25 protein-coding genes and 1 pseudogene are annotated in these 24,417 nt (G+C 61.9%); 10 read left to right on the top strand and 16 right to left on the bottom strand.

All coding sequences use genetic code 11. The features are described 5' to 3' along the window. Positions 1-29: 29 nt before the first annotated feature. Entirely contained in the window at positions 30-1,007 is a 978-nt protein-coding gene (locus OZ428_RS16730; RefSeq protein WP_016975702.1) for an ABC transporter permease subunit, read from the bottom strand. Beyond that, positions 1,000-2,532: a sugar ABC transporter ATP-binding protein gene (locus OZ428_RS16725; RefSeq protein ID WP_269130571.1), complete on the bottom strand. Its 1,533-nt coding sequence runs from the start codon at positions 2,530-2,532 to the stop codon at positions 1,000-1,002. The genes OZ428_RS16730 and OZ428_RS16725 overlap by 8 nt, the downstream gene beginning before the upstream one ends. A 281-nt stretch (positions 2,533-2,813) precedes the next feature. On the opposite strand from OZ428_RS16725, the gene OZ428_RS16720 reads away from it, so the two are divergent. The 3 genes from OZ428_RS16720 to OZ428_RS16710 are packed head-to-tail and all read left to right on the top strand — an operon-like array spanning position 2,814 to position 5,729. Continuing rightward, on the top strand, positions 2,814-4,154 hold the full coding sequence (locus OZ428_RS16720) for a sensor histidine kinase (protein WP_269130570.1): 1,341 nt from the start codon (positions 2,814-2,816) through the stop codon (positions 4,152-4,154). Further along, entirely contained in the window at positions 4,139-4,522 is a 384-nt protein-coding gene (locus OZ428_RS16715; protein ID WP_038848625.1) for a response regulator, read from the top strand. The genes OZ428_RS16720 and OZ428_RS16715 overlap by 16 nt, the downstream gene beginning before the upstream one ends. A 10-nt stretch (positions 4,523-4,532) precedes the next feature. Further along, entirely contained in the window at positions 4,533-5,729 is a 1,197-nt protein-coding gene (locus OZ428_RS16710; protein WP_269130569.1) for an EAL domain-containing response regulator, read from the top strand. Here OZ428_RS16710 and OZ428_RS16705 read toward each other — a convergent pair. Then, positions 5,715-6,560: a LysR family transcriptional regulator gene (locus OZ428_RS16705; RefSeq protein ID WP_269130568.1), complete on the bottom strand. Its 846-nt coding sequence runs from the start codon at positions 6,558-6,560 to the stop codon at positions 5,715-5,717. The genes OZ428_RS16710 and OZ428_RS16705 overlap by 15 nt on opposite strands. A 114-nt stretch (positions 6,561-6,674) precedes the next feature. On the opposite strand from OZ428_RS16705, the gene OZ428_RS16700 reads away from it, so the two are divergent. Both OZ428_RS16700 and OZ428_RS16695 read left to right on the top strand, forming a co-directional pair. Continuing rightward, positions 6,675-7,379 (top strand): haloacid dehalogenase type II, encoded by a 705-nt coding sequence (locus tag OZ428_RS16700; protein ID WP_269130567.1) that lies wholly within the window; start codon positions 6,675-6,677, stop codon positions 7,377-7,379. 3 nt (positions 7,380-7,382) lie between these two features. Then, positions 7,383-8,171, top strand: coding sequence for an aldolase (locus OZ428_RS16695; protein ID WP_269130566.1), 789 nt, complete (start codon positions 7,383-7,385; stop codon positions 8,169-8,171). A gap of 223 nt (positions 8,172-8,394) precedes the next feature. Here OZ428_RS16695 and OZ428_RS16690 read toward each other — a convergent pair whose 3' ends face one another. Beyond that, positions 8,395-9,195, bottom strand: coding sequence for an alpha/beta fold hydrolase (locus OZ428_RS16690; protein ID WP_269130565.1), 801 nt, complete (start codon positions 9,193-9,195; stop codon positions 8,395-8,397). 144 nt (positions 9,196-9,339) lie between these two features. Here OZ428_RS16690 and OZ428_RS16685 point away from each other — a divergent pair, with 144 nt between their 5' ends. Further along, positions 9,340-10,197: an AraC family transcriptional regulator gene (locus OZ428_RS16685; protein WP_269130564.1), complete on the top strand. Its 858-nt coding sequence runs from the start codon at positions 9,340-9,342 to the stop codon at positions 10,195-10,197. On the opposite strand, the gene OZ428_RS16680 is transcribed toward OZ428_RS16685, so the two are convergent. Then, a complete protein-coding gene (locus tag OZ428_RS16680) occupies positions 10,159-11,157 on the bottom strand; it encodes a succinylglutamate desuccinylase/aspartoacylase domain-containing protein (protein WP_269130563.1) in 999 nt (332 codons plus the stop codon). The genes OZ428_RS16685 and OZ428_RS16680 overlap by 39 nt on opposite strands. 90 nt (positions 11,158-11,247) lie before the next feature. Between OZ428_RS16680 and OZ428_RS16675 the strand changes: the two are divergent. Beyond that, positions 11,248-11,787: pseudogene (locus tag OZ428_RS16675) on the top strand (TetR/AcrR family transcriptional regulator); the annotation flags it as partial. Here OZ428_RS16675 and OZ428_RS16670 read toward each other — a convergent pair. The 7 genes from OZ428_RS16670 to OZ428_RS16635 all read right to left on the bottom strand — a co-directional run bounded on the left by OZ428_RS16670 (position 11,743) and on the right by OZ428_RS16635 (position 18,974). Then, the gene (locus OZ428_RS16670; protein ID WP_269130562.1) at positions 11,743-12,741 is read right to left on the bottom strand and encodes a DMT family transporter; all 999 of its coding nucleotides are present in this window, start codon (positions 12,739-12,741) and stop codon (positions 11,743-11,745) included. The pseudogene OZ428_RS16675 and the gene OZ428_RS16670 overlap by 45 nt on opposite strands. Continuing rightward, positions 12,738-13,436 (bottom strand): ABC transporter permease, encoded by a 699-nt coding sequence (locus tag OZ428_RS16665; protein WP_028616125.1) that lies wholly within the window; start codon positions 13,434-13,436, stop codon positions 12,738-12,740. The genes OZ428_RS16670 and OZ428_RS16665 overlap by 4 nt, the downstream gene beginning before the upstream one ends. 7 nt (positions 13,437-13,443) lie before the next feature. Continuing rightward, positions 13,444-14,148, bottom strand: a complete 705-nt coding sequence (locus tag OZ428_RS16660; protein ID WP_033902177.1) for an ABC transporter permease — start codon at positions 14,146-14,148, stop codon at positions 13,444-13,446. Next, positions 14,148-15,002, bottom strand: coding sequence for a transporter substrate-binding domain-containing protein (locus tag OZ428_RS16655; protein WP_269130561.1), 855 nt, complete (start codon positions 15,000-15,002; stop codon positions 14,148-14,150). Before OZ428_RS16655 ends, OZ428_RS16660 begins: the two co-directional genes overlap by 1 nt. A 25-nt stretch (positions 15,003-15,027) precedes the next feature. Then, the gene (locus OZ428_RS34510) at positions 15,028-17,022 is read right to left on the bottom strand and encodes an aminotransferase class I/II-fold pyridoxal phosphate-dependent enzyme (protein ID WP_330911098.1); all 1,995 of its coding nucleotides are present in this window, start codon (positions 17,020-17,022) and stop codon (positions 15,028-15,030) included. Positions 17,023-17,180: 158 nt separating this feature from the next. Further along, positions 17,181-17,930 carry a CDP-diacylglycerol diphosphatase gene (locus OZ428_RS16640; RefSeq protein ID WP_269130560.1) on the bottom strand — a complete coding sequence of 250 codons (750 nt, stop codon included), beginning with the start codon at positions 17,928-17,930 and terminating at the stop codon, positions 17,181-17,183. Positions 17,931-17,990: 60 nt separating this feature from the next. Beyond that, entirely contained in the window at positions 17,991-18,974 is a 984-nt protein-coding gene (locus tag OZ428_RS16635; RefSeq protein ID WP_269130559.1) for an aldo/keto reductase, read from the bottom strand. A gap of 113 nt (positions 18,975-19,087) precedes the next feature. Between OZ428_RS16635 and OZ428_RS16630 the strand changes: the two genes are divergently transcribed. Then, positions 19,088-20,008, top strand: a complete 921-nt coding sequence (locus OZ428_RS16630; RefSeq protein WP_033902170.1) for a LysR family transcriptional regulator — start codon at positions 19,088-19,090, stop codon at positions 20,006-20,008. A 3-nt stretch (positions 20,009-20,011) separates the two neighbouring features. Here the strand turns inward: OZ428_RS16630 and OZ428_RS16625 are convergent, their stop codons facing one another. The 3 genes from OZ428_RS16625 to OZ428_RS16615 all read right to left on the bottom strand — a co-directional run bounded on the left by OZ428_RS16625 (position 20,012) and on the right by OZ428_RS16615 (position 20,934). After that, positions 20,012-20,146 carry a hypothetical protein gene (locus OZ428_RS16625; protein ID WP_256348987.1) on the bottom strand — a complete coding sequence of 45 codons (135 nt, stop codon included), beginning with the start codon at positions 20,144-20,146 and terminating at the stop codon, positions 20,012-20,014. A gap of 11 nt (positions 20,147-20,157) precedes the next feature. Then, positions 20,158-20,319 carry a hypothetical protein gene (locus OZ428_RS16620; RefSeq protein WP_010210501.1) on the bottom strand — a complete coding sequence of 54 codons (162 nt, stop codon included), beginning with the start codon at positions 20,317-20,319 and terminating at the stop codon, positions 20,158-20,160. A 69-nt stretch (positions 20,320-20,388) separates the two neighbouring features. Next, entirely contained in the window at positions 20,389-20,934 is a 546-nt protein-coding gene (locus OZ428_RS16615) for a hypothetical protein (protein ID WP_033902169.1), read from the bottom strand. 417 nt (positions 20,935-21,351) lie between these two features. Here OZ428_RS16615 and OZ428_RS16610 point away from each other — a divergent pair, with 417 nt between their 5' ends. Beyond that, a complete protein-coding gene (locus OZ428_RS16610) occupies positions 21,352-22,761 on the top strand; it encodes a circularly permuted type 2 ATP-grasp protein (RefSeq protein ID WP_028616117.1) in 1,410 nt (469 codons plus the stop codon). Positions 22,762-22,763: 2 nt separating this feature from the next. Further along, entirely contained in the window at positions 22,764-23,714 is a 951-nt protein-coding gene (locus OZ428_RS16605) for an alpha-E domain-containing protein (RefSeq protein ID WP_012724311.1), read from the top strand. 3 nt (positions 23,715-23,717) lie between these two features. Here the strand turns inward: OZ428_RS16605 and msrA are convergent, their stop codons facing one another. Further along, positions 23,718-24,413: a peptide-methionine (S)-S-oxide reductase MsrA gene (gene msrA / locus OZ428_RS16600; RefSeq protein ID WP_269130558.1), complete on the bottom strand. Its 696-nt coding sequence runs from the start codon at positions 24,411-24,413 to the stop codon at positions 23,718-23,720. Positions 24,414-24,417 lie beyond the last annotated feature (4 nt).

Raw genomic sequence — 24,417 nt, 5'->3', positions numbered from 1 at the left:
GCGGGTCTCTCTTGTGATTGTTGTAGGAATCAGGTCCGCGCACCGGACTGGCGATAACGATCCAGCGCCACCGCGCCAATGATCACGATGCCCTTGATGATGTATTGCCAGATATCCGACACACCCAGCAGCACCAGGCCGTTGGTGAGCACGGCGATGATCAGCGCACCGATCAACGTGCCGCCGATGGTGCCGACGCCGCCGGTAAAACTGGTGCCACCGAGAATGACTGCTGCAATCGCATCCAGCTCATAGGATTGCCCCAGTTGCAGGCCATTGGCGGCAAACAACCGCGAAGCGCTCATCACTGCGCCCAATCCGGCCAGCGCACCGGACATGGCGTAGACGAACAGCAGCACTTTCCACACCTTGATCCCCGACAAGCGCGCCGCTTCCGGGTTACCACCCACCGAGTAGATCTGCACGCCCATCACCGTGCGGCGCAGGATGAACCACGACAGCGCCACCACGGCCACGGCAATGATCACCAGCCAGGGCACGCCGAGCACTGAGTCATTGCCGATAAAGGCAAACGGCAGGTCCGGGTTGAATACGGTCTTGTCATCTGCCAGCAAACGCGCCAGCCCGCGCATGGCCGTCAGTGCGCCGAGAGTGACGATAAACGGCGGCAGGCGCATGAAGGCGATCAAGCCGCCGTTGACCAACCCCAGCAGCAGGCCAAAGCCGATACCGGCAGCAATCCCGAACATGCCGAACTGCGGCGACATCGATGCCTGCAACGCCACCACGGCTGAAGCAGCCAGGATCGCGCCCACCGACAAGTCGATACCGGCAGTGAGGATCACAAAGGTCATGCCCGCCGCCAGCACCACATTCACCGACGCCTGCTGGGTGATGATCGACAGGTTCTGCACCGTCAGGAAGTTCTCGCTGGCCAGGGCAAAACCCACCAGCAGCAGGATCAGCACCGGCAACATGCCCACCGTGCGCATCAACTCGCGTGCGCGTTCTGCTTTACCGATTGTCGCGATATTCAACTCAGCCATGGGCAACCACCTGATCGCCACCGGTGGCGAGGTCAATAATGCGTTCCTGGGAAATAGCCTGGCCGGAGGCGCCGCCGACTTCAGCGACGAGCTGGCCTTCGCGCATGATCAGCACACGGTCGCAGGTGCCGATGATTTCCGGCAGCTCGCTGGAGATCACCACGATGCCGACACCGGCCTGGGCCAATTGATTGATGATGCGGTAGATCTCGGATTTGGAGCCGATGTCGACGCCACGCGTAGGCTCGTCGAGGATCAGCACGTGCGGCTTGACCTCCAGCAGTCGCGCCAGCAACACCTTCTGCTGATTGCCACCGGACAGCGCGCCGACATTCACCTTGCCCGACGCCACGCGAATCGACAGCGACTTAATCGCGTCATTCGAGCGCTGCAAGGCATGCCCGCGATCCAGCACGCCACCGGCATGCGCATCCGGCACACAGGCGCAGACGTTGATGTTGTCCGCCACGCTCATGTCGAGGAACAGGCCCTGGGCCTTGCGGTCTTCGGTGAGGTAGACCACGCCGGCACGGATCGCGTCCGCCGGGGTGCGCAGTTGGGTGACGGTCTTGCCGACCACTTCCAAGGTGCCCGAAGTGCGTGGGTCGGCGGCAAAGATCAGCCGCGCCAGCTCGGTGCGCCCTGCTCCGACCAGCCCGGCAATGCCCAGCACTTCACCGGCATGCAGGTCGAAGCTGCAATGGCGCACGCGCTTGCCGTCGGCCATGTCGCGCACGCGCATCACCAGGTTGCCGGGGTTGTAGGCGGCGTGTTCCTTTTTGTAGAAGCCTGACAGGTCGCGGCCCACCATCATTTTTACCAGCACTTCGGCCGACAGCGCGTCGCGGGTCAGTTCACCGATGTATTGGCCGTCGCGCAGCACCGAAACACGGTCCGACAGCTCGTAGATCTCGGCCATGCGGTGGCTGATATAGATGATCGCCAGGCCTTGGGTGCGCAGTTGCTTGATCAGCGCGAACAACCGGTCGGTCTCGCGGGATGACAACGGCGTGGTCGGCTCGTCCATCACCAGGAGCTTGGCGTGGGCATGCAGGGCGCGGGCGATCTCCACCAACTGGCGCTCGGCAATCGACAGGCTGCTGACCCGTGTGGCGGGTTTGAACTCGGCGCCGAGACGTTGCAGCACCTCGATGCACCCCGCCTCCATGCCCTTGCGGTCGATGGTCCAGCCACGCCGCAGTTCGCGGCCCAGGTAGATGTTCTCGGCCACGCTCAGGTTGGGGCACAGGCTCAATTCTTGATAGATAACGGCAATGCCGAGGGTTTTCGCGGTGGCGGGGTCGAAACAGGTAATGGGTTCACCGGCAATGCGGATTTCACCGCCGGGGTCGGCTTGATAGGCGCCGGAGAGGATTTTCATCAGCGTGGACTTGCCGGCGCCGTTCTCCCCCATCAAGGCGTGGATTTCGCCGGGGTAGACCTTCAGGCCGACATTCTTGAGCACGCGCAAACCATTGAAGGTTTTGCTGATGCCCTGCATTTCAAGCAAGGGTTCAAGGCTCATGAATGAGCTCCTGGTTTTATTATTTTTGTCGTCAGTGGTCCGACTCTAATGTAGAAACATTTCCTTACGCAAGCGCTTGCTTCATGGTTTTTCTGCATGAAGAAACGTTTCATCAAGCCAATTTATTGAATAGGCACGCAAAGCATCGAATTTACCGTTTGTCTGCTATTGTCCAATGACCTCATCTCCTCCTCATCGCCCCCAAGCGATCTTCTGTGAGCATGCTCTGCACCCTCGTCGGTTGACGATGGTGGGCCTGAACGTCACGGAACGCCCAAGCGATGGACACACCGTTACCCGAACAGCCGCAATCGCGCGCCGAAAAAATCGTCGAGTTCAAACGGCAGAAAACCCTGCTCAAGACCGGCGCGCTGCAAGACGCCATCTTCAACAGCGCCTACTTCTCCAGCATCGCCACCGATGAAAAAGGCGTGATCCAGATTTTCAACGTCGGCGCCGAACGCATGCTCGGTTATGCCGCCGCCGACGTAGTCAACCGCATCACCCCCGCCGATATTTCCGACCCTGTCGAGCTGATCACCCGCGCCGCTGCCTTGAGCCTTGAGTTGGACACACCGATCACGCCGGGTTTCGAAGCCCTGGTGTTCAAGGCCTCACGCGGTATCGAGGACATCTACGAGCTGACCTACATCCGCCAGGACGGCAGTCGCCTCTCGGCGATGGTCTCGGTGACGGCCCTGCGCAACCGACATGACACCATCATCGGCTACCTGCTGATCGGCACCGACAACACCGCGCGCAAACAGGAAGAAGCCGAGCGCAAAGGCTTCGAGCGCGCCCTGGGAGAAAAGAACCTGGAGCTGGAACACGCCAGCCACATGAAGTCCGAGTTCCTCGCCACCATGTCCCATGAATTGCGCACGCCGTTGAATGCGGTGATTGGCTTTTCCGAGGCGCTCAAGGACGGCCTGGTCGGCGACATGAGCGAGACCCAGCGCGAGTACATCGGTGACATCTTCACCAGCGGCCAGCACTTGCTGTCGTTGATCAACGACATTCTCGACCTGTCCAAGGTCGAGGCCGGGATGATGGAACTGGAGCTGGAAAGCGTTGAGCTGGCGGGCCTTTTGGCCAACAGCTTGCTGATAGTGCGGGAAAAGGCCGCGCTGCAACGTATCCAATTGAAACTGGAATGCCCCGACGACCTCGGCCACCTGGAACTGGACCTGCGCAAGACCAAGCAGATCGTCTACAACCTGCTGGCCAACGCGGTGAAGTTCAGCGAACACGGCAGTTCGGTAACGCTGACGGTGCGCCAGGTGGCTCGCGATCAGGTCGGGCAAATTCCCGGCGATTGGCCGGTGTATCGCTTTGCCTTGCCCGCGAGCCCTCAGCAGCAATTCCTGGAGTTGAGCGTCAGCGACACCGGTATCGGCATTGCCGAGGACGATATGGGCAAGCTGTTCAAGGCCTTCAGCCAGATCGACAGCAGCCTGGCGCGAAAATTCGAAGGCACGGGCCTGGGGTTGGCGATGGTCAAGCAACTGGCGGACTTGCACGGCGGCAGTGTCGCGGTGGCCAGTCGCGAAGGCTGTGGCGCGCGGTTTGTGGCGTGGTTGCCACTGCACCGCGCGGCGGAGGCTCCATGGCCCACGTCCTGATCGTTGAAGACAATGAAGCCAATATGCGCCTGGCGCGCCTGTTGCTGGTGAACGCCGGTCATACAACCGTGTGGGCGCCCGATGCCGAGACCGGCCTGACCCAGGCCCGCGAACAGCAACCGGCCTTGATCCTGATGGATATCCAACTGCCCGGCATGGACGGCCTGACCGCCACGGCCCTGCTCAAGCAGGACCCGCTGACGGCGCACATTCCGGTGATCGCCCTGACCGCCATGGCGATGAAGGAAGACCGTGAAAAGACCCGGCTGGCCGGCTGCGACGCCTATGTGATCAAACCCCTGCGTTACAAGGAGCTGTATCAGGTGATCGATACGCTGCTGCAAACCCACAACGACCCTCTCAGATGAGAATGCACCCATGGCCACGCTGCTGATCGTTGATGATGAACCTCAGGTGCGCAAGCTCCTGGAAACGCTGTTGCACCACGAAGGCTACCAGACCGTCAGCGCGAGCAGCGGCGAAGAGGCGCTGCAGGTGGTGGCGCAACAGGCGCCCGACCTGATCCTGCTGGACATCATGATGCCGGGGATGGATGGGTATGAGGTGGCCAGCCAATTGAAAGGTGACGACGTCACGGCGGGTATTCCCATCATCATGCTGTCGGCCCTCAGTGATCCTGGTGCGCGCGTCAGTGGCCTGGAGAGCGGTGCCGAAGAGTTCATCAGCAAACCGATCGAGCGTATTGAACTGTCTTTGCGTGTGCGCAACCTGCTGCGGCTCACCGCTCACGGCGAGCGGGCGGATAACCTACGCCAAGCCCTGCAACCCGACGTCGACCGTCGGGACCTGGAAAGTGCCTTGCGCCAGGCCGTGGAACGCAATGAATTCATCGTTCACTACCAGCCTAAAGTCGAGCTTGCGACGGGCCAGCTTTGCGCGCTTGAGGCCCTGTTGCGCTGGGACCGACCGGGTCATGGCGCCGTTTCCCCCGCGGTGTTCGTACCGGTATTGGAGAGCCTCGGCCTGATCGTGCCGGTAGGACGCTGGGTGATCGAGGCCGTTTGCCAGCAGATTGCCGCCTGGCAACGCAGTGCCATTGGCGCCGTGGAGGTGTCGGTCAACGTTTCCGGCCATCAACTCATAGAAGGCGACCTGATTGCCGATATCGCACGTATCCTCGCGCAAACCGGCGTCGAGCCGCACTGGCTGGAAGTGGAGCTGACCGAAGGCTCGCTGATGGAAAACACCCAGCACACCATCGCCAGCCTGCAACGCTTGCATGCCATGGGCGTGAAAATCTCCATCGACGATTTTGGCACCGGCTATTCAAGCCTGGCGTACCTGCGGCGTTTTCCCATCGACACGCTGAAGATCGACATCGCATTTATCCGCGAAGTCACCAGCAACCCCCAGGACGCCGCGATCACCCGCACCATCATTGAGCTGGCCCACAGCCTAAACCTGCGGGTGGTCGCTGAAGGCGTAGAAACCCAGGCGCAATTAGCGTTCCTGAAGCACGCCGGCTGCGATCAGATCCAAGGCTACCTGTTCAGCCGGCCATTGCCGGTGGACACCCTGGAGCGGCTGCTGCTGGAGCGTTCAGAGACTCCGTGAAATCTCCTCGCGCAGGCACTCGATCAATCCACGGTGAGTCGCGCTCAGGCGCTCGGCGCCGCTGACCAACGCCAGTTCCGACGGCGGCACAGGAGGAAGCTCGGTGCAGATGCGGTGGCTGGGCAGTACGGCACTTTTCGGCAGGATGCTGATACCCAACCCTGACGTGACCGCCGCCTGGATCCCGGTCAGGCTGTGGCTGCCAAACGCCACGCGCCAACTGCGCCGGGCCTTGTCCAAGGTGCGAATGGCGCGCTGGCGGTAGATGCAGCCTTGGGGAAACAGCGCCAGGGGCAAGGTGTCGAGTTGCATATCCTGGCCCTGGCCACATACCCACACCAAGGGCTCCGGCCAGCTGGCGTGGCACTCGCCGCTGCCGGCTTCGCGCTTGACCAGGGCGATGTCGATTTCGCCGCTTTCCAATTGCCGGCGCAGGTCGGTGCTCATGCCGCTGACCGTCTCCAGCCGCGCCTCGGGGCGAGCACGTACGAAACCCGAAAGCATCGACGCCATGCGCGTCGCGTCGAAATCCTCGGGCACGCCCAGGCGCACCGGCACTACGCGGGCCTCAGTGTCCAAGGCATCGCGGGCTTCGCGGGACAGGTTCAACAGACGGCGCGCGTAATGGGTCAGCAGTTCGCCGTGTTCGGTGGCACTGACTTGCTGGCCCGAACGGTCGCGCACCAGCAACACCTGGCCGACGCTTTCTTCCAGCTTGCGAATCTGCTGGCTGACCGTGGACTGGGTGCGGTGAACGCGCTCGGCTGCACGGGTGAAGCTGCCTTCGTCGACCACGCAGACCAGCGTGTGCAAGAGTTCCAGATCAAACATGGCGGCAACCTTCTTATCGACAATTCAACTGTGATGTAGAGGCTAATTTAATTTCCTACTAAGAGCGAGGTTTCCTATGCTGCATCGACCACCCACTCTTTTTACAGGTGCTCCATGCCACTCGAACACTCCCCTCGCCCGCTGTGGCTGACCTTTGATTGCTACGGCACCCTGATCCAATGGGATGAAGGCCTGCGTGCCGCCATCGACCGGATCCTGGATCAGAAAGCCGAACACCAGGTCGACCGCGAAACGCTGCTCAGCGTCTACGACCACCACGAACACGCCCTGGAGCAAACCCCACCGCACCGCAGCTTTCGCACCCTGGCCGGGCTGAGCCTGCAACTCGCGCTCAAGGAACTGGGCTTGCCTGCCAATGACCACGATGGTGCGACGCTCACGGATAGCATCAGCGCAATGCCACCGTTTCCCGAAGTGGTGGATACGCTCAAGCAGTTGAAGGCCCTGGGCTACAAACTGTGCATCGTTTCCAACACCGACGATGACGTGATCGCCGGCAATGTGGCGCAACTGGGTGGCCACATCGACCGGGTGATCACCGCCCAGCAAGCCGGTGCCTACAAGCCCAACCGCCGCCTGTTCGACTATGCCCATGAACAACTGGGCGTGAGCCTGGATGAGGTGGTGCACATCTGCGCCAGCCCGCACCTGGATCACGCCGCCGCGCGCGATATCGGTTTTCGCTGCGTATGGATCGACCGTGGCACCGGCCGTCAATTGCTGGCCGACTACACACCCGACGCGATCCTGCCAACCCTCGACGGCGTTCCCGAACTGTTCAAGTCCTTGGGGTGGTGAACCATGGCCCATACCTTCACGCCCTCCTCCCTTGGCCCGCGCGCCGGGCGCTTGAATCTCGATAGCCTGGCCGCCATCGACGCCCGCGTAGAACTCGCGGCTTGCCTGCAATTGGCGGCGCTGCATGGCATGGAAGAAGGCATCTGCAATCACTTTTCAGCGACGGTGCCGGGGCATGACGATGTGTTTTTCGTCAATCCGTTCGGCTACGCCTTTGAGGAAATCACTGCGTCCCGTCTGCTGGTGTGTGACTTTCACGGCAACGTGATCGACGGCGACGGCACGCCGGAAGCCACGGCGTTCTACATCCACGCCCAGCTGCATCAACAGCAGCCGCGCATCAAGGCGGCGTTCCATACCCATATGCCGAATGCGACGGCACTGTGCCTGCTGCAAGGCCCGCCCTTGCTGTGGCTGGGGCAGACGGCGTTGAAGTTCTATGGGCGCACGGCGGTGGATGAGGATTACAACGGCCTGGCGTTGGATAACGGTGAAGGTCAGCGTATCGCTGCAGCGTTGGGCGATGCCGACATTCTGTTCCTGAAGAATCATGGAGTGATGGTGGCTGCGCCGAACATCGCCGAAGCCTGGGATGATCTGTACTACCTGGAGCGGGCGGCCGAGGTGCAGTTGAAAGCCATGGCCAGCGGGCAGCCGCTCAAGCCGATTGACCCGACGGTGGCGCAATTGGCCTATGAGCAGATGCGTGAAGGCGACCCGGCGAGTGCGCGGGCGCATCTGGACAGTGCGATGCGGCGGTTGAAGCAGCGCGGTTCACCGTTCGATCAATAACAAAATGGGGGCCTGGGCCTAATGCCAGTCAGTTGAGGCGAACACTGTACCTGTGGCGAGGGAGCTTGCTCCCGTAGGACTGCGCAGCAGTCCCAGGCTTTTTAAACAAAGAGCTGGGGCCGCTTCGCGGCCCAACGGGAGCAAGCTCCCTCGCCACAGGTCACTTTTTACACGTTCAACTTCTTAACTGACTGGCATTAGGCCTGGGCCCCCACTCTTTTGGTTACTGCGCGTTGGCCTTGGCCGCATCATTGATGATCGCCACCACCCGCGCCGGGTTCGACACCATCACCACGTGCGAAGCGCCCTTCACGTCCACGGTTTCCTTGGAGCCCGCACGGTCAGCCATGAATTTAAGCGCGGCCTCAGGAATATTTTTGTCCGCTGAACCGTATATGAAGTAGGACGGCACGGTTTTCCAGGCCGGGTCACCCGACGGTTCCTTCAGCGCAGCTTCGGTGATCGGGCGTTGCCCGGCTGCCATCAACTGGGCTTCCTTGGGCGCCATGTCGGCGGCGAACTGGCTGTTGAACTTGTCTTGCTGGATGTACAGGTCGGTCACGCCGTCCTTGGAAATCACGGGTTTGTCCAGGGTCGGACCGAGGGTGCCGCCAGGGTAGCGGCCGGACAGCTCAAACGCGGTCTCGCCTTTTTCCGGGGCGAAGGCGGCGACGTAGACCAGCGCCTTGACCTTGCTGCTGCCATGCACGGCGTTGGAGATCACCGAGCCACCGTAGGAATGGCCGACCAGGATCACTGGGCCTTGGGTGTGTTCGACGATATCGGCCACGTAGTCCGAGTCGGTCTTGACGCTGCGCAGCGGGTTGGCCACGGCGACCACCGGGTAGCCTTCAGCCTTGAGCCCGGCGATCACGCCGTTCCAGCTGGAGGCGTCGGCGAACGCGCCGTGCACCAGCACGACGGTGGCTTTCTGTGGGGCGGCAACACTGGCGGTGGCGACACCGAGGGCGAGTGCGCCGGTGATCAGGGCGGCGGCGACGCGGGAGAACTTGAAGGTTTTCATGAACGTTTGCTCCGTTGGGGGGTGGGCGCTCAAGGCGTTGAACGTGAGGCCATGATGCCGAAGCGTGTTTTACAAATGGAGGCTAATAGTCGACGATATGGCGCAGATCGTCTAAACAGATCGTTAATTGAAATCAGGTGAGTCATGGATCGTTTGTCCACACTGCTGGTGCACTTCGGCATCGGTGCCGATACCTTTCACAGTGGGCCGCTGCACGACGCCCTCGACACCCGCGATCTGCAGCAGCGCGGTCGGGTCTACCTGCTCAAGGACGGCCAGGCCAGCCTGGAAATGCCCGACGGCACTCTGCGCATTCCCGAACCCAGTTTGGTACTGGTGCCGCGTCCCCTGCCCCATCGGCTGGTGGCGACCAAAGCCGATCGCGCCCAGGTGGTAGCGGCTTCGTTGCGCTTTGATGGGGGCATCGATAACCCGTTGTCCGTGGCGCTGACCGACACCATCGTGATGCCGCTCAAGCAGATCCCGATGATCGCCGGCACGCTGGACTGGCTGTTCGATGAAGCCTTCGCCGAACACTGCGGACGCGAGGCGGTGATGAACCGGCTGTTCGAGCTGATGGTGATTCAGTTCCTGCGCCACATGATGGCCTATCACAGCATGACCACCGGCATGATGTCGGGCCTGGCCGACCTGCGTCTGGCGCGGGCCATGACCCTGCTGCACAACAACCCCGAACGCCCGTGGACCGTGCAGGAAATGGCGGTTGAGTCGAACATGTCCCGTGCCAGTTTCGCCGCGCACTTTCATAAAGTGGTCGGCCAGACGCCAGCCGACTATGTACTGAGCTGGCGCGTGAGCCTGGCGCAGAAACGCCTGCGTGAAGGTCGCCCCATCGCCCTGATCGCCGACGAAGTCGGTTACGAAAGCCCCTCGGCGCTGGCCCGTGCGTTCCGGCGCAAGATCGGCACCAGCCCGCGCGAGTGGCTGCAGTTGCAGACGCCGCTACGGGTCCAGCACGCCGCCGCTGTAGCTGCCGGATAAGCGTGTACCGGTGAACTTGGCGACCACCGAGCCTTGCGCTACCAGGCGTTCGCGATGCCCCGTGATCATGCGTCCGGCCTGGGCGGCGTGCAGGGTCACTTCGGAGGTCGGGTCACCGGGGCGGCCGATAATGCGTGCGAAACGCTGGCCTTCTTCCAGGTCGTCGCCCAGGCCCTTTTCGAACACCAGTACGCCGGCGCAAGGGGCAAGTACGGTTTCCATGCAGCCCATGTCGACCACGTCGCCTTGCCATTCAGCAATGTCGGCCACCTCGTCGATCACACCGTTGATGCACAGCCAGGCCCACAGCCCATCCGCGTCCTGTTGCGCCAGGGCGTCGCTGACGTCTGCCTGCCCGCGCAGTTCAATAGTGGCGGCCAGTTGCGGTGAAGCGTGGTTGATGAGGGTTTCTTCAAAGGAGCCATCACCGCCTTCATCCCAGACAATCACCAGGTCCACCTGCAACGCTGCCGCCAGTGCCAGGCCTTGTTCGGGCCAGAAGCTGCGGTGGATGTAGAGATAGGGCAACGCCTCGTCGTCGGTGTGCAGGTCCAGAATCAAGTCGGCCTCGGCGGCCAGTTGCACCAGGCGTTTCTGCCATTGCGCCAGGTTGCTCGCCGGGCGCGCCATGGCCAGCGAACAATCGAAGGCACGGTTGAAGTTCTGCCCGGTGGCTTCGTGAAAGCGCCCGAGCAAGCGGCCCTGGCGAAACTGGCCGATACCAAAGGGGTTGGCTTGGGGGACAACCGTGACCGTGCCTTTGAGCCGGCCCTGCTCGGCGCACGCCTGCAAGCGCGGCAGGAGTTGATGCAGCACCAGCATCCCAGCGATTTCGTCGGCGTGCACACCGGCCTGCAGGTGCACCTTCGGTCCGCGGCCGTCGCCGTCGAAGCGCCAGGCGCCGATGTGCAGCACATTGCCGGAATCGCCCGTCACCTGCCACGAAAGGTCTTTCGCCATGCCTTGCCCTCCTCTGATCAATTAATCGGTAGAGATTGAACACATGTTCAACTAACCTGAGCGCTGTGCTGTTTCACCCAAGGCCTGCCCATGACCCCCGATCTGCCCAAACTGCGCCGCGCCGACCCCGACGAACGCCGGGACCTGCTGATTGCTGCCACCCTCACCTGCCTGGCCCGCGATGGGCATGCGGGGATTTCCGTGCGCCGTATCGCTTCCGAGGCCGGGGTGTCGGTGGGGTTGCTCAACCACCATTTCGGCAGCATCGACGCGCTGATTGCCGAGACTTACCACAAGCTGGCCAACGAACTGACCAGTGCCCTCTGGGCGCACGTGGAACAGGCCGAAGGCCCTGCTGCGCGCCTGGATGCATTCCTCAGCGCCTCGTTCTCGCCCCGGGTCATGGACCCCGACCTGCTGGGCGTGTGGGTGGTGTTCTGGAGCCTGATCCGCCATTCGCCCCACGTGAACCAGTCCCACGAAAACAGCTACCACGCCTACCTGGCATTGATCCAACAGCTGCTGGACGATCTGGCCCGCAGTGAAAACCTGCTGATCCACGACAGCCACCTGGCCGCCATCGGCTTATCGGCGATGCTCGACGGACTCTGGCTCGAGGGGTGCCTCAACCCCGGCACCTTCAGCCCCGCCAACGGCCTGCACATCTGCCGCTGCTGGGTACAGGGGTTGCGTCAGGGTGCATTCGGCGCCGATCACGTCCTGTGACACCGGATGCCGTGCGCTGAGCATGGCAAGGGTGCCGCTGATGGCGATCAACACCGCGCCGATGATCAGTGAGCCATCCATCAATGTGCCCCACACCAGGCTCGACAGGAGGAACGCCCAGATCAGCCCGGTGTATTCGAATGGCGCGAGTAATGTCGCGGTGGCGCGGCGAAAGCTGGCAAACAGCAGGAATTGCCCAATGCCGCCGACCAAACCTGCCGCCAGCATGCCCAGCCAGGCCGGCGTGGGCGCCGGTGTGTGAGTCCAGGGCAAGGTCACGCCCATGCACAGCACAAACACGACGTTGGTAATGAGCATTTGCTCCAGCACCGAGCTGCTCGGGTCGACCTGGCGCAACTGGATATAGGTAAACGCCCAGCACAACGCCGCGCCCAACGTCAGAGCGATGGGCCACGGGTCGAGCATATGCGTAGGACGGCAGGCGATGACCACCCCGACAAAACCGATGATCAGCGCGATCCATTGCCCCCGGCTGGCGCGCTCCTTGAGGATCAGCGCAGCCAGCAGCGTGACCATGATCGGCGCAGAGAAATACAGCGTGGTCATTTCCGCCAGGCTCAGGTCCTTGGCCGCCGTGTAGTACAGCAACCATGCGAGCGACGACAACAAGCCGCGAATGATCAGCAAGCGCCGGCTCACCGACGTCCAGGCACTGCGCACCAGGCCCATGCGCCCCGCGATCAAACACGCGACCACTACCACCAGGCTGCGCCAGAACAGAATGGTGAACACCGAGTAATCGGCCACCAGCCACTTGACCACAGCGTCCTGCAACGCCAGGAACAAATACGCCAGCGAACACAGGGCAATCCCTTGCAACGAGCGGTCCTGTTTCATCCGGCCGACCTGCGCAGCGGCGTACCGCGCCGTTCGGCGATGGCGTAGACACCTTCGATGAGAAAGGTCAGGCACAGGTAGACCGCCGCCACCAGCAGCAGCGGCTGGTAGATCTGCAAGGTCTGCGCGCGGACTACGTTGGCCGCGCCTAACAGGTCGACCACGGCAATGGTCGAGGCCAGAGCGGTGGATTTGAGCAACATCACGGTCTCCCCGGCCAAGGTCGGCAACAACAGGCGCATTGCCCGTGGCAAACGCACGCGCAACAAGGCCTGGCGCGGCGTCATGCCGAATGCCGAGGCGGCTTCCATTTCGCCCTTGGGCACCGCCAGCAGGCCACCGCGGATCACTTCGCCGACGTAGGCACCCACCGACAACACCAGGGCAAACACGATGTACCAGTAGCCGTCACGCAAGTACGGCCACAGAAAGCTGCCGCGAATCATCGGGAACTGGGCAAACAGACTGCCCAGCCCATAATAGAAAATGTAGATCTGGATCAGCAGCGGCGTGCCGCGCAACACACTGGTGTAGGCCAGCGCGCCACGGGCCAGCCATTTGCGCCGCGACAAGCGCGCCAGCGCCACCAGCACCGCCAGCGCGAAACCCAACACCGCCGAGATCACCAGCAGCGACAAGGTGGTCTGCAAGCCTTTGGCGATCAGGCCGGCGTAATAACTTATCCATTCAGGCATGGCCCGCTCACTCGACAACCGGCATCCAGCGACGGATTCGTCGCTCCAGGCGCCCGGACAGGTAGTTGGAAGCCAGCGTCACCAGGTAATACAAGGCGGCGGCCGTGAGGTAAAACAGCAGGTACTGGCGGGTCGAGCCTGCGGCCTGCTTGGCGGTGTACAGCAACTCGTTGGTGCCGACCACGCTGATCAAGGCGCTGTCCTTGATCAGGTTGATCCACAGGTTGGACATGCCGGCCAGGGCGAACGGCGCCATGATCGGCAAGGTCACCCGGCGGAACAGGCCAAACCCGCTCAAGCCAAACGCCCGCGCCGCTTCGATCTGGCCGTGGGGAATCGCCAGGATCGCCGCGCGGAAGATCTCCGACGCGTAGGCGCCCTGCACCAGGCCCAACACCAGGATCGCCACCAGCGGGCCGCTGATGTTCATCTGCTCGAAGCCCATCCCCAGCATCAGCGCGTTGAGGCCCATGGAGCCGGCGTAATACAGCAGCAGGATCAGCAGCAGTTCCGGCACCGCACGAAACACCGTGGTGTAGCCGCGCATCAGCAGCGCAATCGGCCGTGGCGCACTGAGCTTGGCGCAGGCCACCACCAGGCCGATCAACACACCCACCGCAAACGAGCCGGCGGAGATTTGCAGGGTCATCCATAACCCTTTGAGCAACGCATTGCCCCACCCTTGTTCGCCGAAGCTTAAGAGATCGAGCATTATTCGGTCTTCTGGGCGACTTGTTGATAGGGGCTGTCACAGGTCTTGCTGACAAACGCCGGGGTGTCACCGCGCTTGCACGGGCTGACCGACAAGCCGAAATAGTGCTGCGACAGGTCGTCGTAGTCCTTGCTCACCAGCAATTCGCCGATGGCCTTATCCAGGAGCGCCTTGAGCGCCGTGTCTTCCTTGCGCAGGCCGGCGCCGACACCTCGGCCGATGATCGGGTCGTAGGGCACGCTGGCAATATGCGCCAGACCGCTGGCTTCCGGGGTCTTGACCATCATGGCAATGGCGGTGTCGTCGGCCATCATGTAGTCGATACGCCCGGCGATCAGGTCGGCGTTGGCCGATTCCTGGGTGTCGTAGTACTTCAGGTCCGCGATGTTTTCGTAATACTTCTTCAGGTAGTTGGCGCTGACCGTAGAGATCTGCACGCCGATCAACTTGCCCTTGAGGCCCGCCGGGGAGATCTCGACTTCGCTGCCTTTGGGCCCGGCAACGCCTAACAGGGAATCGTAGTAGGCGCGGCTGAAAGCGATCTGTTTTTCACGCTCATCGGTCACCGACATCGACGAGAAAATCACGTCGATTTTCTTCGCCAGCAACGAAGGAATAATGCCGTCCCACGCCACTTCCTTGATCTGGCACTCGGCTTTCATGCCTTCGCAGAGTTTGTGGATCAGGTCCACTTCAAAGCCGGACCACTGGCCGTTGCCGCCTTTAACGGTGAAGGGCGGATAGGGTTCCGCGGCGACCGCAAACACGATGGGCTTTTCCGCCGCCTGGGTGAAACCTGCAGCCAACATCAACACAGCACTGCTCAACCACGTTGCCATACGCTTGGATTTCATGATTTTGCCCCGTCTTTTTATGGAGTTAGCGAGTTTGATGCGCGTTGACGAACTGTCGGCAACGTTCACTGCGTGGGTCGATAAACACCGCATCCGGCGAGCCGGTTTCTTCGATCATGCCTTGGTGCAGAAACGCCACTTTCGACGACACATCCCGGGCGAACGCCATTTCATGGGTGACCAGGATCATGGTGCGGCCTTCCTCGGCCAGGGAGCGGATAACGCGCAGCACTTCGCCCACCAATTCCGGGTCGAGGGCCGAGGTGGGTTCGTCGAACAGCATGACTTTGGGACGCATGGCCAGCGCACGGGCAATCGCCACCCGTTGCTGTTGGCCGCCGGAGAGGAACGCCGGGTATTCGTTGCGCTTGGCGGCCAGGCCGACGCGGTCGAGCAAGGCTTCGGCGCGTTCGATGGCCTCGGCACGGCTTTCGCGCAGGACCTGGGTGGGGGCTTCGATGAGGTTTTCCAGGACCGTGCGGTGCGGCCACAAGTTGAAGTTCTGGAACACCATGCCCAGGGTCGAGCGAATACGTACCAGCTGTTTGGCATCTGCGACCAGGGGCGCGCCGGGCCGACCGTAGTTGAGCTTGATGCTTTCGCCGTCCACATGGATGCTGCCCTGGTCCGGCACTTCGAGCATGTTGATGCAGCGCAGCAAGGTGCTTTTACCCGAGCCGCTGGCGCCGATCAGCGAGATCACGTCGCCTTCGTGGGCCGTGAGGGAAATGCCCTTGAGTACTTCGATATTGCCGAAGCGTTTGTGCAGGTCGATGACCTCGATCATCTTTTTGACTGCGGCCGGCGGCACCCCTTCGATCCTGGGCGCCGCCGCAACACGCGGCTCACCGGCCAGCTTGGCGACAAATTGCACGATGCGTTGGCAGGCTTCGCTCAGGCGCTCTTCACCCAGGGTGAACGACAAGCGCACGAAACCCTGGGCCGGCTCGCCAAAGGCGGCGGCGTCGAGCACCGAAACCCCGGCTTCCCGAAACAGGCGCCAGGCAAAGTCGAGGGAGCCCAGGCCGGTGCCGCGTACATCCACCAGCACAAACATCCCGGCTTGCGGCGCCTGCACCTGGATGCCTGGGCACGCACTCAGCCCCCTCACCACCAGGTCGCGTCGGCGCCGATAAATCTCGCGCATGCCCTGGGTCACCTCGTCATGGGCCAGTACGGCGGCGGTGGCGGCTTCCATCACAAAGCCCGGCAGCCCGTAGAGCATGCTGAGCACCAGGGTCTCGGCGTGGGCGACCATCTGCGGCGTGGCGATGATCCAGCCAATGCGCCAGCCGGTCATGGCATGGGACTTGGACAGGCTGCCAATCACTACGCAGCGCTCGGCCATGCCCGGCAGCGCTGCAAGGCTGTGGTACTCACCGTCGAACACCAGGCTTTCATAGACCTCATCCACCACCACCCACAGGTCGTGGGCGATGGCCAGGTCGGCAATGGCTTGCAGTTCGTGCGGGTTGAGCACCACGCCGGTCGGGTTGTTCGGGTTGGAGAAGAAAATCGCCCGCGTACGCGGTGTGATGGCTGCGCCGAGCAACTGGGCATCGAGGCGAAAGCCGGATTCCGGCGAACAGGGCACACGCACCAGCGTCGCACCGCTGGCCTTGAGCGTGGCCTCGTAGGTGACGTACATCGGGTCGAGCACCAGCACTTCATCACCCGCTTGCAACAGACACAGGGAGGTCACAAATAAGGCGTTCTGCGCCCCGGCCACCGTGATTACGTTTTCGGCGTTCAGCCGACGGCCCAGGGTCTTGCTGTAGCGTGCCGCAATGGCCTCGCGCAATGCCGGGCGACCGGGAATTTCGGTGTAGTGGGTGTCACCTTCGCGCAAGGCGCTCACGGCGGCGTCGGTGATGAAGGACGGCGTGGCGAAATCCGGATCGCCAACGCTGAGGATGATGATGTCTTCGCCCTGGCTGGCCGCTTGGAATGCGGCGTGGTGGATGTCCCAGGCGGCTACGCCCTGCCCTGCAATTCGTTCGACGAAGGGGGAAAACCGCATGCCAGAGCCTCTCGTTCAAGAAGAAACAGCGCGAACCCGTTACGTGACAAACGGGTGGATGCGGTCAACATAGTTCAAACTGAACAGTCGTTCAATGGGTAAGTCTGCGGCCGTGTCGTTTATGCTCCAAAGAGGTCGTTGTGGTGATTTTTGTCGGTTTACAGCTGGCTCATCAGGTCGCAGCGATAGTCCTGCAGTTCGCCGGCCGAGCCGAGGTTCAGCTCGCTCAACGTGACATGAGTGCTCAGCAGCACGAAATTGCCATCGGCACGCGGTGCCATCAGCAGGCTGTACTGGCTCATCGAGTCGCCTTGGGCGTCCACATAATCACGCAACACTGCCAGTGGGTCGCGCAGCTCGGCATCGGCCGCCGACAGCAGCCGGGCGCTGTAGGTGTGCCCCATCAACTGCACCGGCAGCGTGCGCCACTGCTCATCCAGCACTTGCTGGTTGAGCGTGCTATAGACATCCCGGCGCAGGCAGGCGATATGCACGTGCAACTGGTTTTGGGAGCGACCGTAGCGAGAGTTGATCGCCACCGAGACGAACTGATCGGCAATCGGTTTTTTCAAGCCCTCGGACAACACCCGGCGATGTTGCCAGGCCTGGGTGAAGTAATGCGGCAGCAGCGCGCGGCCAAGGGCCGGGTCTTCAATACCGGTGACCTTGTCCGCCGGCATCAGCAGGTTGTGCAGCGGGCCGTTGCGGTCTTTGTACAGGACGTAGCCGCGGTCCAGGTCCACCGCCAGGCAGGGGTCGGGCTTGAGCTGCTGTTGCTGGTGGGGCACACATTGCTGGCTGACGGTCTGCCACAAGGCATCCGGGTTACCCCGCCACTTCCAGGCCCCCACGAGCACCAACCCACAGAGCAAACCACCAGCGATCGTGACTACGGAACCGCGCTTCATGCAAAAACCTCGACGTACAGGGATGTTATGTGTGTTGCTGGCGACATCCCTGTCGCAGGGTTAACGCTTGGGCGGGGCCAAAAATTCCGGGCCGATCGGATCTTTTATCGTGCTGGCCAGAATACGGTCGATATGCGTCAGGTCTTCGGGCGTCAGGTGCCAGCCGAAGGCTTCCTCGTAGCCTTTCAACTGCTCAGGGCGCCGGGCGCCCCACAGGGCGATGGTCGGGCCTTGATCGAGCACCCAGCGCAGGGCCAGGGCCAGCACCGATTTGCCGTGGCACTCGCGGGCATACATATCCAGCGCGGCCACGGCGGCCAGGTATTGTTCGAAACGCGGCGCCTTGAACTTGGGATCGAGCTTGCGCACGTCATCGCCAACAAAGCGCGTGGCCGAGTGCATGCTGCCGCTCAGTAAACCGCGGCACAGCGGGCCGTAGGCCAATACCACCAGGGAATGTTGCTCGGCATAGGGCAGGATGTCGCTGTCGATGGCCCGTTCGAACAGGTTATAGGGCGGCTGCACCGTGGCCAGTGCGGTGTACTGGCTGAAATCGTCCATTTGCGCAGAGGAATAGTTACTCACGCCGACCGCGAGTATCTTGCCTTCACGGCGCAGGCGTTCCAGTTCATCGGCGGTTTCTTCCTGGGCCACCAGCGGGTCGGGCCAGTGGATCTGGTACAGGTCGATGTAGTCGGTATGCAGGCGCACCAGGGAATCTTCGACTTCCTTGCGGATGCGCTGGGCCGTGGCGTTGCGCCGGGGTGTGCCGGTGTCCCATTGCAGCCCGGCCTTGGTCGCGATCACCGCGCTGTGGCGCACGCCGCGCAGGGCTTTGCCGATCAGCTCTTCGGACAGGCCAAAGCCGTACACGGGCGCGGTGTCGATCAAGTTGATACCGATGGCCAGGGCATGGCGCAGCGTGCGGATGGCCTGTTCATTGTCCGCCCCGCCCCACAGGTGCCCGCCCATGGACCAGGTGCCGAGGGCAATCCGCGAGACCGTTTGGTCGATGCCGGCAATTCTGATGGTCTCAACGTGCATAAAAAAATCCCATGGCGCGCAACAATGCTTAGAAAAACAATTACTCTAAGTCATCTACGGTTGAATAGGGCTCAACGCCGCATGCAGCCGAATTCCCGCACAAGAGACTTGAAATGGCTGCTTTCAACCGCTCCGAATTGGCTGATCTCAACGTGTTCATGGCGATCATCCGCCGCCGCAGCTTCCGCCACGCCGCCCATGAACTGGGGGTGACCACCTCGGCGTTGAGCCACACCATGCGCAACCTGGAAACCCGCCTGGGCGTCAAGCTGCTCTATCGCACCAGCCGCGCCGTGGAACCCACCGATGCGGGCTCCCTCTTGGCGGAAAAACTCCTCCAGGGGTTTGCCACCATCAAGGACGGCCTCGACACCCTGGAGTTGTACCGCGAGGCACCGATCGGCCGCCTGCGCCTGAATGTGCCACGGGACGCGGCGGTCTTGCTGCTGGCGCCGATTCTTGGGGACTTTTGCGCGGCTTACCCGCAACTGCGCCTGGACCTGATCGTGCAGGACCAGATGATCGACATCATCGCTGAAGGTTACGACGCGGGTATCCGCTACGGTGCCACCGTGCCCCAGGACATGGTCGCTGTACCGCTGACGGCTGAGCTGCGCTGGATCATGGTCGCCTCCCCCACCTATCTCGCCCGACGGGGCACGCCCCAGGCCCCCAAGGACTTGCTGGAGCATGCCTGCATCCGCATGTACCTGGGCGACAAGACCACCTACAAGTGGGAATTGGGCAACGGCACACGGCAACAACGCATCGACGTGCCCGGCCACTTCAGCGCGGCCGATACCGAGACTATCGTCAATGCCGCGCTGCAAGGGGTGGGGATTGCCTACTGCCTGTCCAATCGTGTGGAGCAGGAGCTGAAAGAGGGGCGCCTGGTGGAGGTGATGCCTGACTGGGCCTGCATGGGCGAGCCGCTGTGCATGTATTACCCCAGCCGGCGCCAGTCACAGCCGGGGTTGCGGCAGTTGATGGATATGATCCGGATGAAAACCATTGGCTCACAGATGATCGAGTGACGCTCAGTCCTGGTTTTCGGTATTGCCCACATCCGCCGCGTCATCCAGATCGTTGAGCGGCACTTCTGCATCGTCCATCAGTGAACCCGGGTCTTCGTTACCTGGGTCGTTGAGTTCATCGTCGAGTTCTTTGGACATGACCGTCTCCTCTAACCGCCTTGGGTGTCGATATCGGCATCGGTTTCAGGCTTGGGCTCAGGCTTGGGCTTGAAGTCTGGACTGTAGTCGTTTTCCTTGGCCTTGGGGTCTTTGGCCGGAACCGGGTCTTTGGGCGCATCCGCACCGGTGGCGGGTTGTTTGTCTGTGCTCATGGTTACCTCTCGGAAAATATCGCCTGGGTAGAGTTAAGGTCATGCCCAGGGCGGTGAAGTTCCATCGGCTTACGACCCTGGGTTGTCGACCTGGATGTAAAACGCATAAGCGGCGAGCAATACCCAGAACACCATGAACAGCCACGGCGCGCGCATGGAGAACAGCAGCGACTTGCGATAGCCCTTGTGGGACGACTCCATTTCGGAAAACAGCGGTGACTCGTCGTACGCCATGCCCATTACCGGCTCGCTGCGCAACAACTCGCTTTGCTTGAAGTGCCAGTGGTCGATGATGTCATACGCCGCGCGTATCCCTGGCCAGGCGTTGAGGGAACTGAGGATGCCCAGCGCCGCGAGGAAAATCGGCACCACCACGGTGAACAGCTTGCCCCACTCGGGGTTGAGGTTGCCCATGCCGGAGACGAAGGCGATCACCAGGAAGGACTGCGCGGTGAGATAGGCGTCCGTACGGTTGGCGAGAATGGTGGTTTCGTATTGGATTTCACGCCGGTAGAAGTCCAGGCGGTCCTTGGGCGAACCGAAGATCTTGGCGTTGTGTTCGCTGTGATCGGGCAGGCTCGATTCCGGTGTCTCTGGTGAAATGATTCTGGGCACGTCGGTGCTCCATGCAGGTTCGTGTGCTGTTAGAAGAATCGCGGGCGGATGAAGTTCAAGTTTGTTCGTGCACCAAGTCGGAGCATGGGGTGCACTGTAGTGAGCGGGCTTGCCCCGCGCTGGAGTGCGTAGCGCTCCCGCTTTTGGTGGGGCCGCTGCGCAGCCCAGCGCGAGGCAAGCCCGCTCACTACAAAAGCCTGTCAGCTGGACAGCTTGAAAAGGGTTTCCGGCACAAGCATTGCTTTATCCATTCATCTGCCCGGATACAGGAGCATTGGTTACCCCCCGACCCAGAGCCGACCCCCATAAGAAAGTAAGGACCAGGCCCATTGGCACCCACCGCCACGGGCTCATAAAAAATGCGTTTTTTGAAACGGCAGTGCCACCTGTTCCCCTCGGCACTGACAAGGTACTGGAATGGCTCGATCTTTCTTTGATGAAATGAATGACGCAAACGGCGTGTGCCGTGCGCATTACCAGGATTTTTCCCGCTGGCTGGCGAATACGCCGCCGGAACTGCTGGCCCAGCGTCGCCGTGAAGCCGATTTGCTGTTCCACCGCGCCGGAATCACCTTCACCTTGTATGGCGACGAGCAAGACACCGAGCGCCTGATCCCCTTCGACATCATCCCGCGCAGCATCCCCGCCAGTGAGTGGAGCGTGATCGAACGCGGCTGTATCCAGCGCGTCAACGCGCTGAACATGTTCCTCGCCGACATCTACCACGACCAGCGCATCATCAAGGCCGGGATCATTCCGGCAGACCAGGTGCTGGGCAACGAGGGTTACCAGAAGGCCATGGTCGGGCTGGACCTGCACCGCGACATCTACTCGCACATCTCCGGCGTGGACCTGGTGCGCGATGGCGACGGCACCTACTACGTGCTGGAAGACAACCTGCGCACCCCCAGCGGTGTGAGCTACATGCTCGAAGACCGCAAGATGATGATGCGCCTGTTCCCCGAGGTGTTCGCCAAGCAGCGCATCGCACCGGTGGACCACTACCCCAACCTGCTGCTCAAGACCCTGAAAAGCTCAAGCCGCCTGGACAACCCCAACGTGGTGGTGCTGACGCCGGGTCGCTTCAACAGTGCGTTCTTCGAGCATGCGTTTCTGGCCCGTGAAATGGGCGTTGAGTTGGTCGAGGGTGCGGACCTGTTCGTGCAGGACCTCAAGGTGTTCATGCGCACCACCGACGGCCCCAAGCCGGTGGATGTGATCTACCGGCGCATTGACGACGCTTTTCTCGATCCCAAGGCCTTCAACCCTGAGTCGATGCTCGGCGTGCCCGGCCTGGTCGCCGCCTATTGCGCTGGCAATGTGGTGCTGGCCAATGCCATCGGCACCGGCGTGGCCGACGACAAGTCGATCTACCCCTATGTGCCGGAAATGATCCGTTTCTACCTGGACGAAGAACCGGTGTTACAGAACGTACCGACTTTCCAGTGCCGTAAGCCGGATGAGCTGTCGCACGTGCTGGCCAACCTGCCGGAACTGGTGGTCAAGGAAACCCAGGGCTCCGGCGGTTACGGCATGCTGGTCGGCCCGGCCTCCAGCGCCGCCGAGATTGAGGATTTCCGCCAACGCATCAAGGCCAGGCCCCACGCCTACATCGCCCAGCCGACGTTGAGCCTCTCCACCTGCCCGACCTTTGTCGAAAACGGCATCGCCCCACGGCATATCGACCTGCGGCCGTTTGTACTCTCGGGCAAGGAAACCCGCCTGGTGCCCGGTGGCCTCACCCGTGTGGCGCTGAAGGAAGGTTCGTTGATCGTCAACTCGTCGCAAGGCGGCGGAACCAAGGACACCTGGGTGGTGGAGGGCTGAGTATGTTGAGTAGAACCGCCGCAGATCTGTACTGGATGTCCCGTTACCTGGAGCGCGCCGAGAACCTGGCGCGCATGCTCGAAGTCAGTTATTCCCTGTCATTGATGCCCCAGGCCGGGCGCAGTGACGGCCTGGATGAGCTGGCCATGTCCTTGCTCAGCAGCGGCACCCTGGACAGTTACCTGGAGCGCCATAAACAGCTGGACGCCGAGCGCATGCTGCACTTTTTCGCCCTCGACGAAGAAAACCCGGCGAGCATCTACAACTGCCTGCGCGCCGCACGCGGCAATGCTCATGCGGTACGCGGGCGCATCACCGCCGACATGTGGGAAAACCTCAACGCCACCTGGCTGGAAATGCGCAGCATCGCCGCCGGCGGCCTGGCGCGGCATGGCATCAGTCACTTCTGTGATTGGGTCAAGCAGCGCTCGCACCTGTTCCGGGGGGCGACGTCCGGGACGATCATGCGCAATGACGCCTACCGGTTTATCCGCCTCGGCACCTTTGTCGAGCGCGCCGACAACACCCTGCGCCTGCTGGATGCGCGCTACGAGATGTTTGGCGAGGAATCGGAAGAAGTCAGCGACTTGTCGGCACGCGGTTATTACCAGTGGAGCGCCCTGCTCCGCGCGTTGTCGTCGTTCGAGGCGTATACCGAGCTGTACCCGAATGCATTGAATGCCCGCTCCGTGTCCGAGTTGCTGCTGTTGCGCAGTGATGTGCCGCGTTCGTTGCATGCCTGCATCGAAGAACTGAGCCATATCCTGGCGGACCTGCCCGGCAGCTATGGGCGCACGGCGCAGCGTTTGGCGGCAGAGTTCGAGGCGCGGCTGAGGTACACGGGCATCGATGAGATTCTGGAAGATGGCTTGCACAGCCGTCTCACCGAGTTCATCGATACCGTGCGCGAGCTGGCCCGCGCGATTCATAGCTCGTACCTGGAAGTTGTCTGAAGACTACTGGTTCTTGACCAGGGCAGGCTCTGCCCGGTACTGGTCAGGGAACAGCTTTTTCAGTTGCGCCACTTTCGGCAGGTCGTTGATCACGATGTAGGGGTAGGACGGGTTCTCGGTGAGGAAGTCCTGATGGTAGGACTCCGCCGGGAAGAACGCCTTGCCCATTTCGATCTGGGTGACGATGGGTTTGTCGAAGGATTTAGCGGCATCCAACTGGGCGATGTAGGCCTGGGCGACTTTTTGCTGCTCCGCGTTCTGCGCGAAGATTGCAGATCGGTATTGGGTGCCGGTGTCCGGCCCCTGGCGGTTGAGTTCGGTGGGGTTGTGGGCGACCGAGAAGTAGATCTGCAGCAGCTTGCCGTAGCTGACTTTACTCGGGTCGTAGGTGACGGACACGGACTCGGCGTGGCCGGTATCGCCCTCGCTGACCGCTTCATATTGCGCGGTACTCGCCGCCCCACCGTCGTAACCGGACACGGCGTTTTTCACCCCTTGCACGTGCTGGAATACCCCCTGCACACCCCAGAAACAGCCACCGGCGAACACGGCGGTTTGCAGGTTGCCTGAGGTTGCAGGCAGGTCCAAGGCCGGCGGCGCGATGACGACGGCATCGTCGGCGGCGCCGAAGGAGAAGGCTGAGCTTTGGCCGACAAAGGCGGCGAAGGCCAGTGCGGGCAGGTATTTGAATACATTCATGGCA

This window comes from Pseudomonas sp. GXZC, from assembly GCF_026967615.1.
GTDB lineage: Bacteria > Pseudomonadota > Gammaproteobacteria > Pseudomonadales > Pseudomonadaceae > Aquipseudomonas > Aquipseudomonas azotoformans_A.
This window is presented reverse-complemented; position numbering and strand designations above follow the sequence as displayed.

Excerpts from the sequence above, each read along its gene's own strand:
- OZ428_RS16730 (WP_016975702.1), bottom strand. The coding sequence starts at position 1,007 with ATGGCTGAGTTGAATATCGCGACAATCGGTAAAGCAGAACGCGCACGC.
- OZ428_RS16725 (WP_269130571.1), bottom strand. The coding sequence starts at position 2,532 with ATGAGCCTTGAACCCTTGCTTGAAATGCAGGGCATCAGCAAAACCTTC.
- OZ428_RS16720 (WP_269130570.1), top strand. The coding sequence starts at position 2,814 with ATGGACACACCGTTACCCGAACAGCCGCAATCGCGCGCCGAAAAAATC.
- OZ428_RS16715 (WP_038848625.1), top strand. The coding sequence starts at position 4,139 with ATGGCCCACGTCCTGATCGTTGAAGACAATGAAGCCAATATGCGCCTG.
- OZ428_RS16710 (WP_269130569.1), top strand. The coding sequence starts at position 4,533 with ATGGCCACGCTGCTGATCGTTGATGATGAACCTCAGGTGCGCAAGCTC.
- OZ428_RS16705 (WP_269130568.1), bottom strand. The coding sequence starts at position 6,560 with ATGTTTGATCTGGAACTCTTGCACACGCTGGTCTGCGTGGTCGACGAA.
- OZ428_RS16700 (WP_269130567.1), top strand. The coding sequence starts at position 6,675 with ATGCCACTCGAACACTCCCCTCGCCCGCTGTGGCTGACCTTTGATTGC.
- OZ428_RS16695 (WP_269130566.1), top strand. The coding sequence starts at position 7,383 with ATGGCCCATACCTTCACGCCCTCCTCCCTTGGCCCGCGCGCCGGGCGC.
- OZ428_RS16690 (WP_269130565.1), bottom strand. The coding sequence starts at position 9,195 with ATGAAAACCTTCAAGTTCTCCCGCGTCGCCGCCGCCCTGATCACCGGC.
- OZ428_RS16685 (WP_269130564.1), top strand. The coding sequence starts at position 9,340 with ATGGATCGTTTGTCCACACTGCTGGTGCACTTCGGCATCGGTGCCGAT.
- OZ428_RS16680 (WP_269130563.1), bottom strand. The coding sequence starts at position 11,157 with ATGGCGAAAGACCTTTCGTGGCAGGTGACGGGCGATTCCGGCAATGTG.
- OZ428_RS16670 (WP_269130562.1), bottom strand. The coding sequence starts at position 12,741 with ATGAAACAGGACCGCTCGTTGCAAGGGATTGCCCTGTGTTCGCTGGCG.
- OZ428_RS16665 (WP_028616125.1), bottom strand. The coding sequence starts at position 13,436 with ATGCCTGAATGGATAAGTTATTACGCCGGCCTGATCGCCAAAGGCTTG.
- OZ428_RS16660 (WP_033902177.1), bottom strand. The coding sequence starts at position 14,148 with ATGCTCGATCTCTTAAGCTTCGGCGAACAAGGGTGGGGCAATGCGTTG.
- OZ428_RS16655 (WP_269130561.1), bottom strand. The coding sequence starts at position 15,002 with ATGAAATCCAAGCGTATGGCAACGTGGTTGAGCAGTGCTGTGTTGATG.
- OZ428_RS34510 (WP_330911098.1), bottom strand. The coding sequence starts at position 17,022 with ATGCGGTTTTCCCCCTTCGTCGAACGAATTGCAGGGCAGGGCGTAGCC.
- OZ428_RS16640 (WP_269130560.1), bottom strand. The coding sequence starts at position 17,930 with ATGAAGCGCGGTTCCGTAGTCACGATCGCTGGTGGTTTGCTCTGTGGG.
- OZ428_RS16635 (WP_269130559.1), bottom strand. The coding sequence starts at position 18,974 with ATGCACGTTGAGACCATCAGAATTGCCGGCATCGACCAAACGGTCTCG.
- OZ428_RS16630 (WP_033902170.1), top strand. The coding sequence starts at position 19,088 with ATGGCTGCTTTCAACCGCTCCGAATTGGCTGATCTCAACGTGTTCATG.
- OZ428_RS16625 (WP_256348987.1), bottom strand. The coding sequence starts at position 20,146 with ATGTCCAAAGAACTCGACGATGAACTCAACGACCCAGGTAACGAAGAC.
- OZ428_RS16620 (WP_010210501.1), bottom strand. The coding sequence starts at position 20,319 with ATGAGCACAGACAAACAACCCGCCACCGGTGCGGATGCGCCCAAAGAC.
- OZ428_RS16610 (WP_028616117.1), top strand. The coding sequence starts at position 21,352 with ATGGCTCGATCTTTCTTTGATGAAATGAATGACGCAAACGGCGTGTGC.
- OZ428_RS16605 (WP_012724311.1), top strand. The coding sequence starts at position 22,764 with ATGTTGAGTAGAACCGCCGCAGATCTGTACTGGATGTCCCGTTACCTG.
- msrA (WP_269130558.1), bottom strand. The coding sequence starts at position 24,413 with ATGAATGTATTCAAATACCTGCCCGCACTGGCCTTCGCCGCCTTTGTC.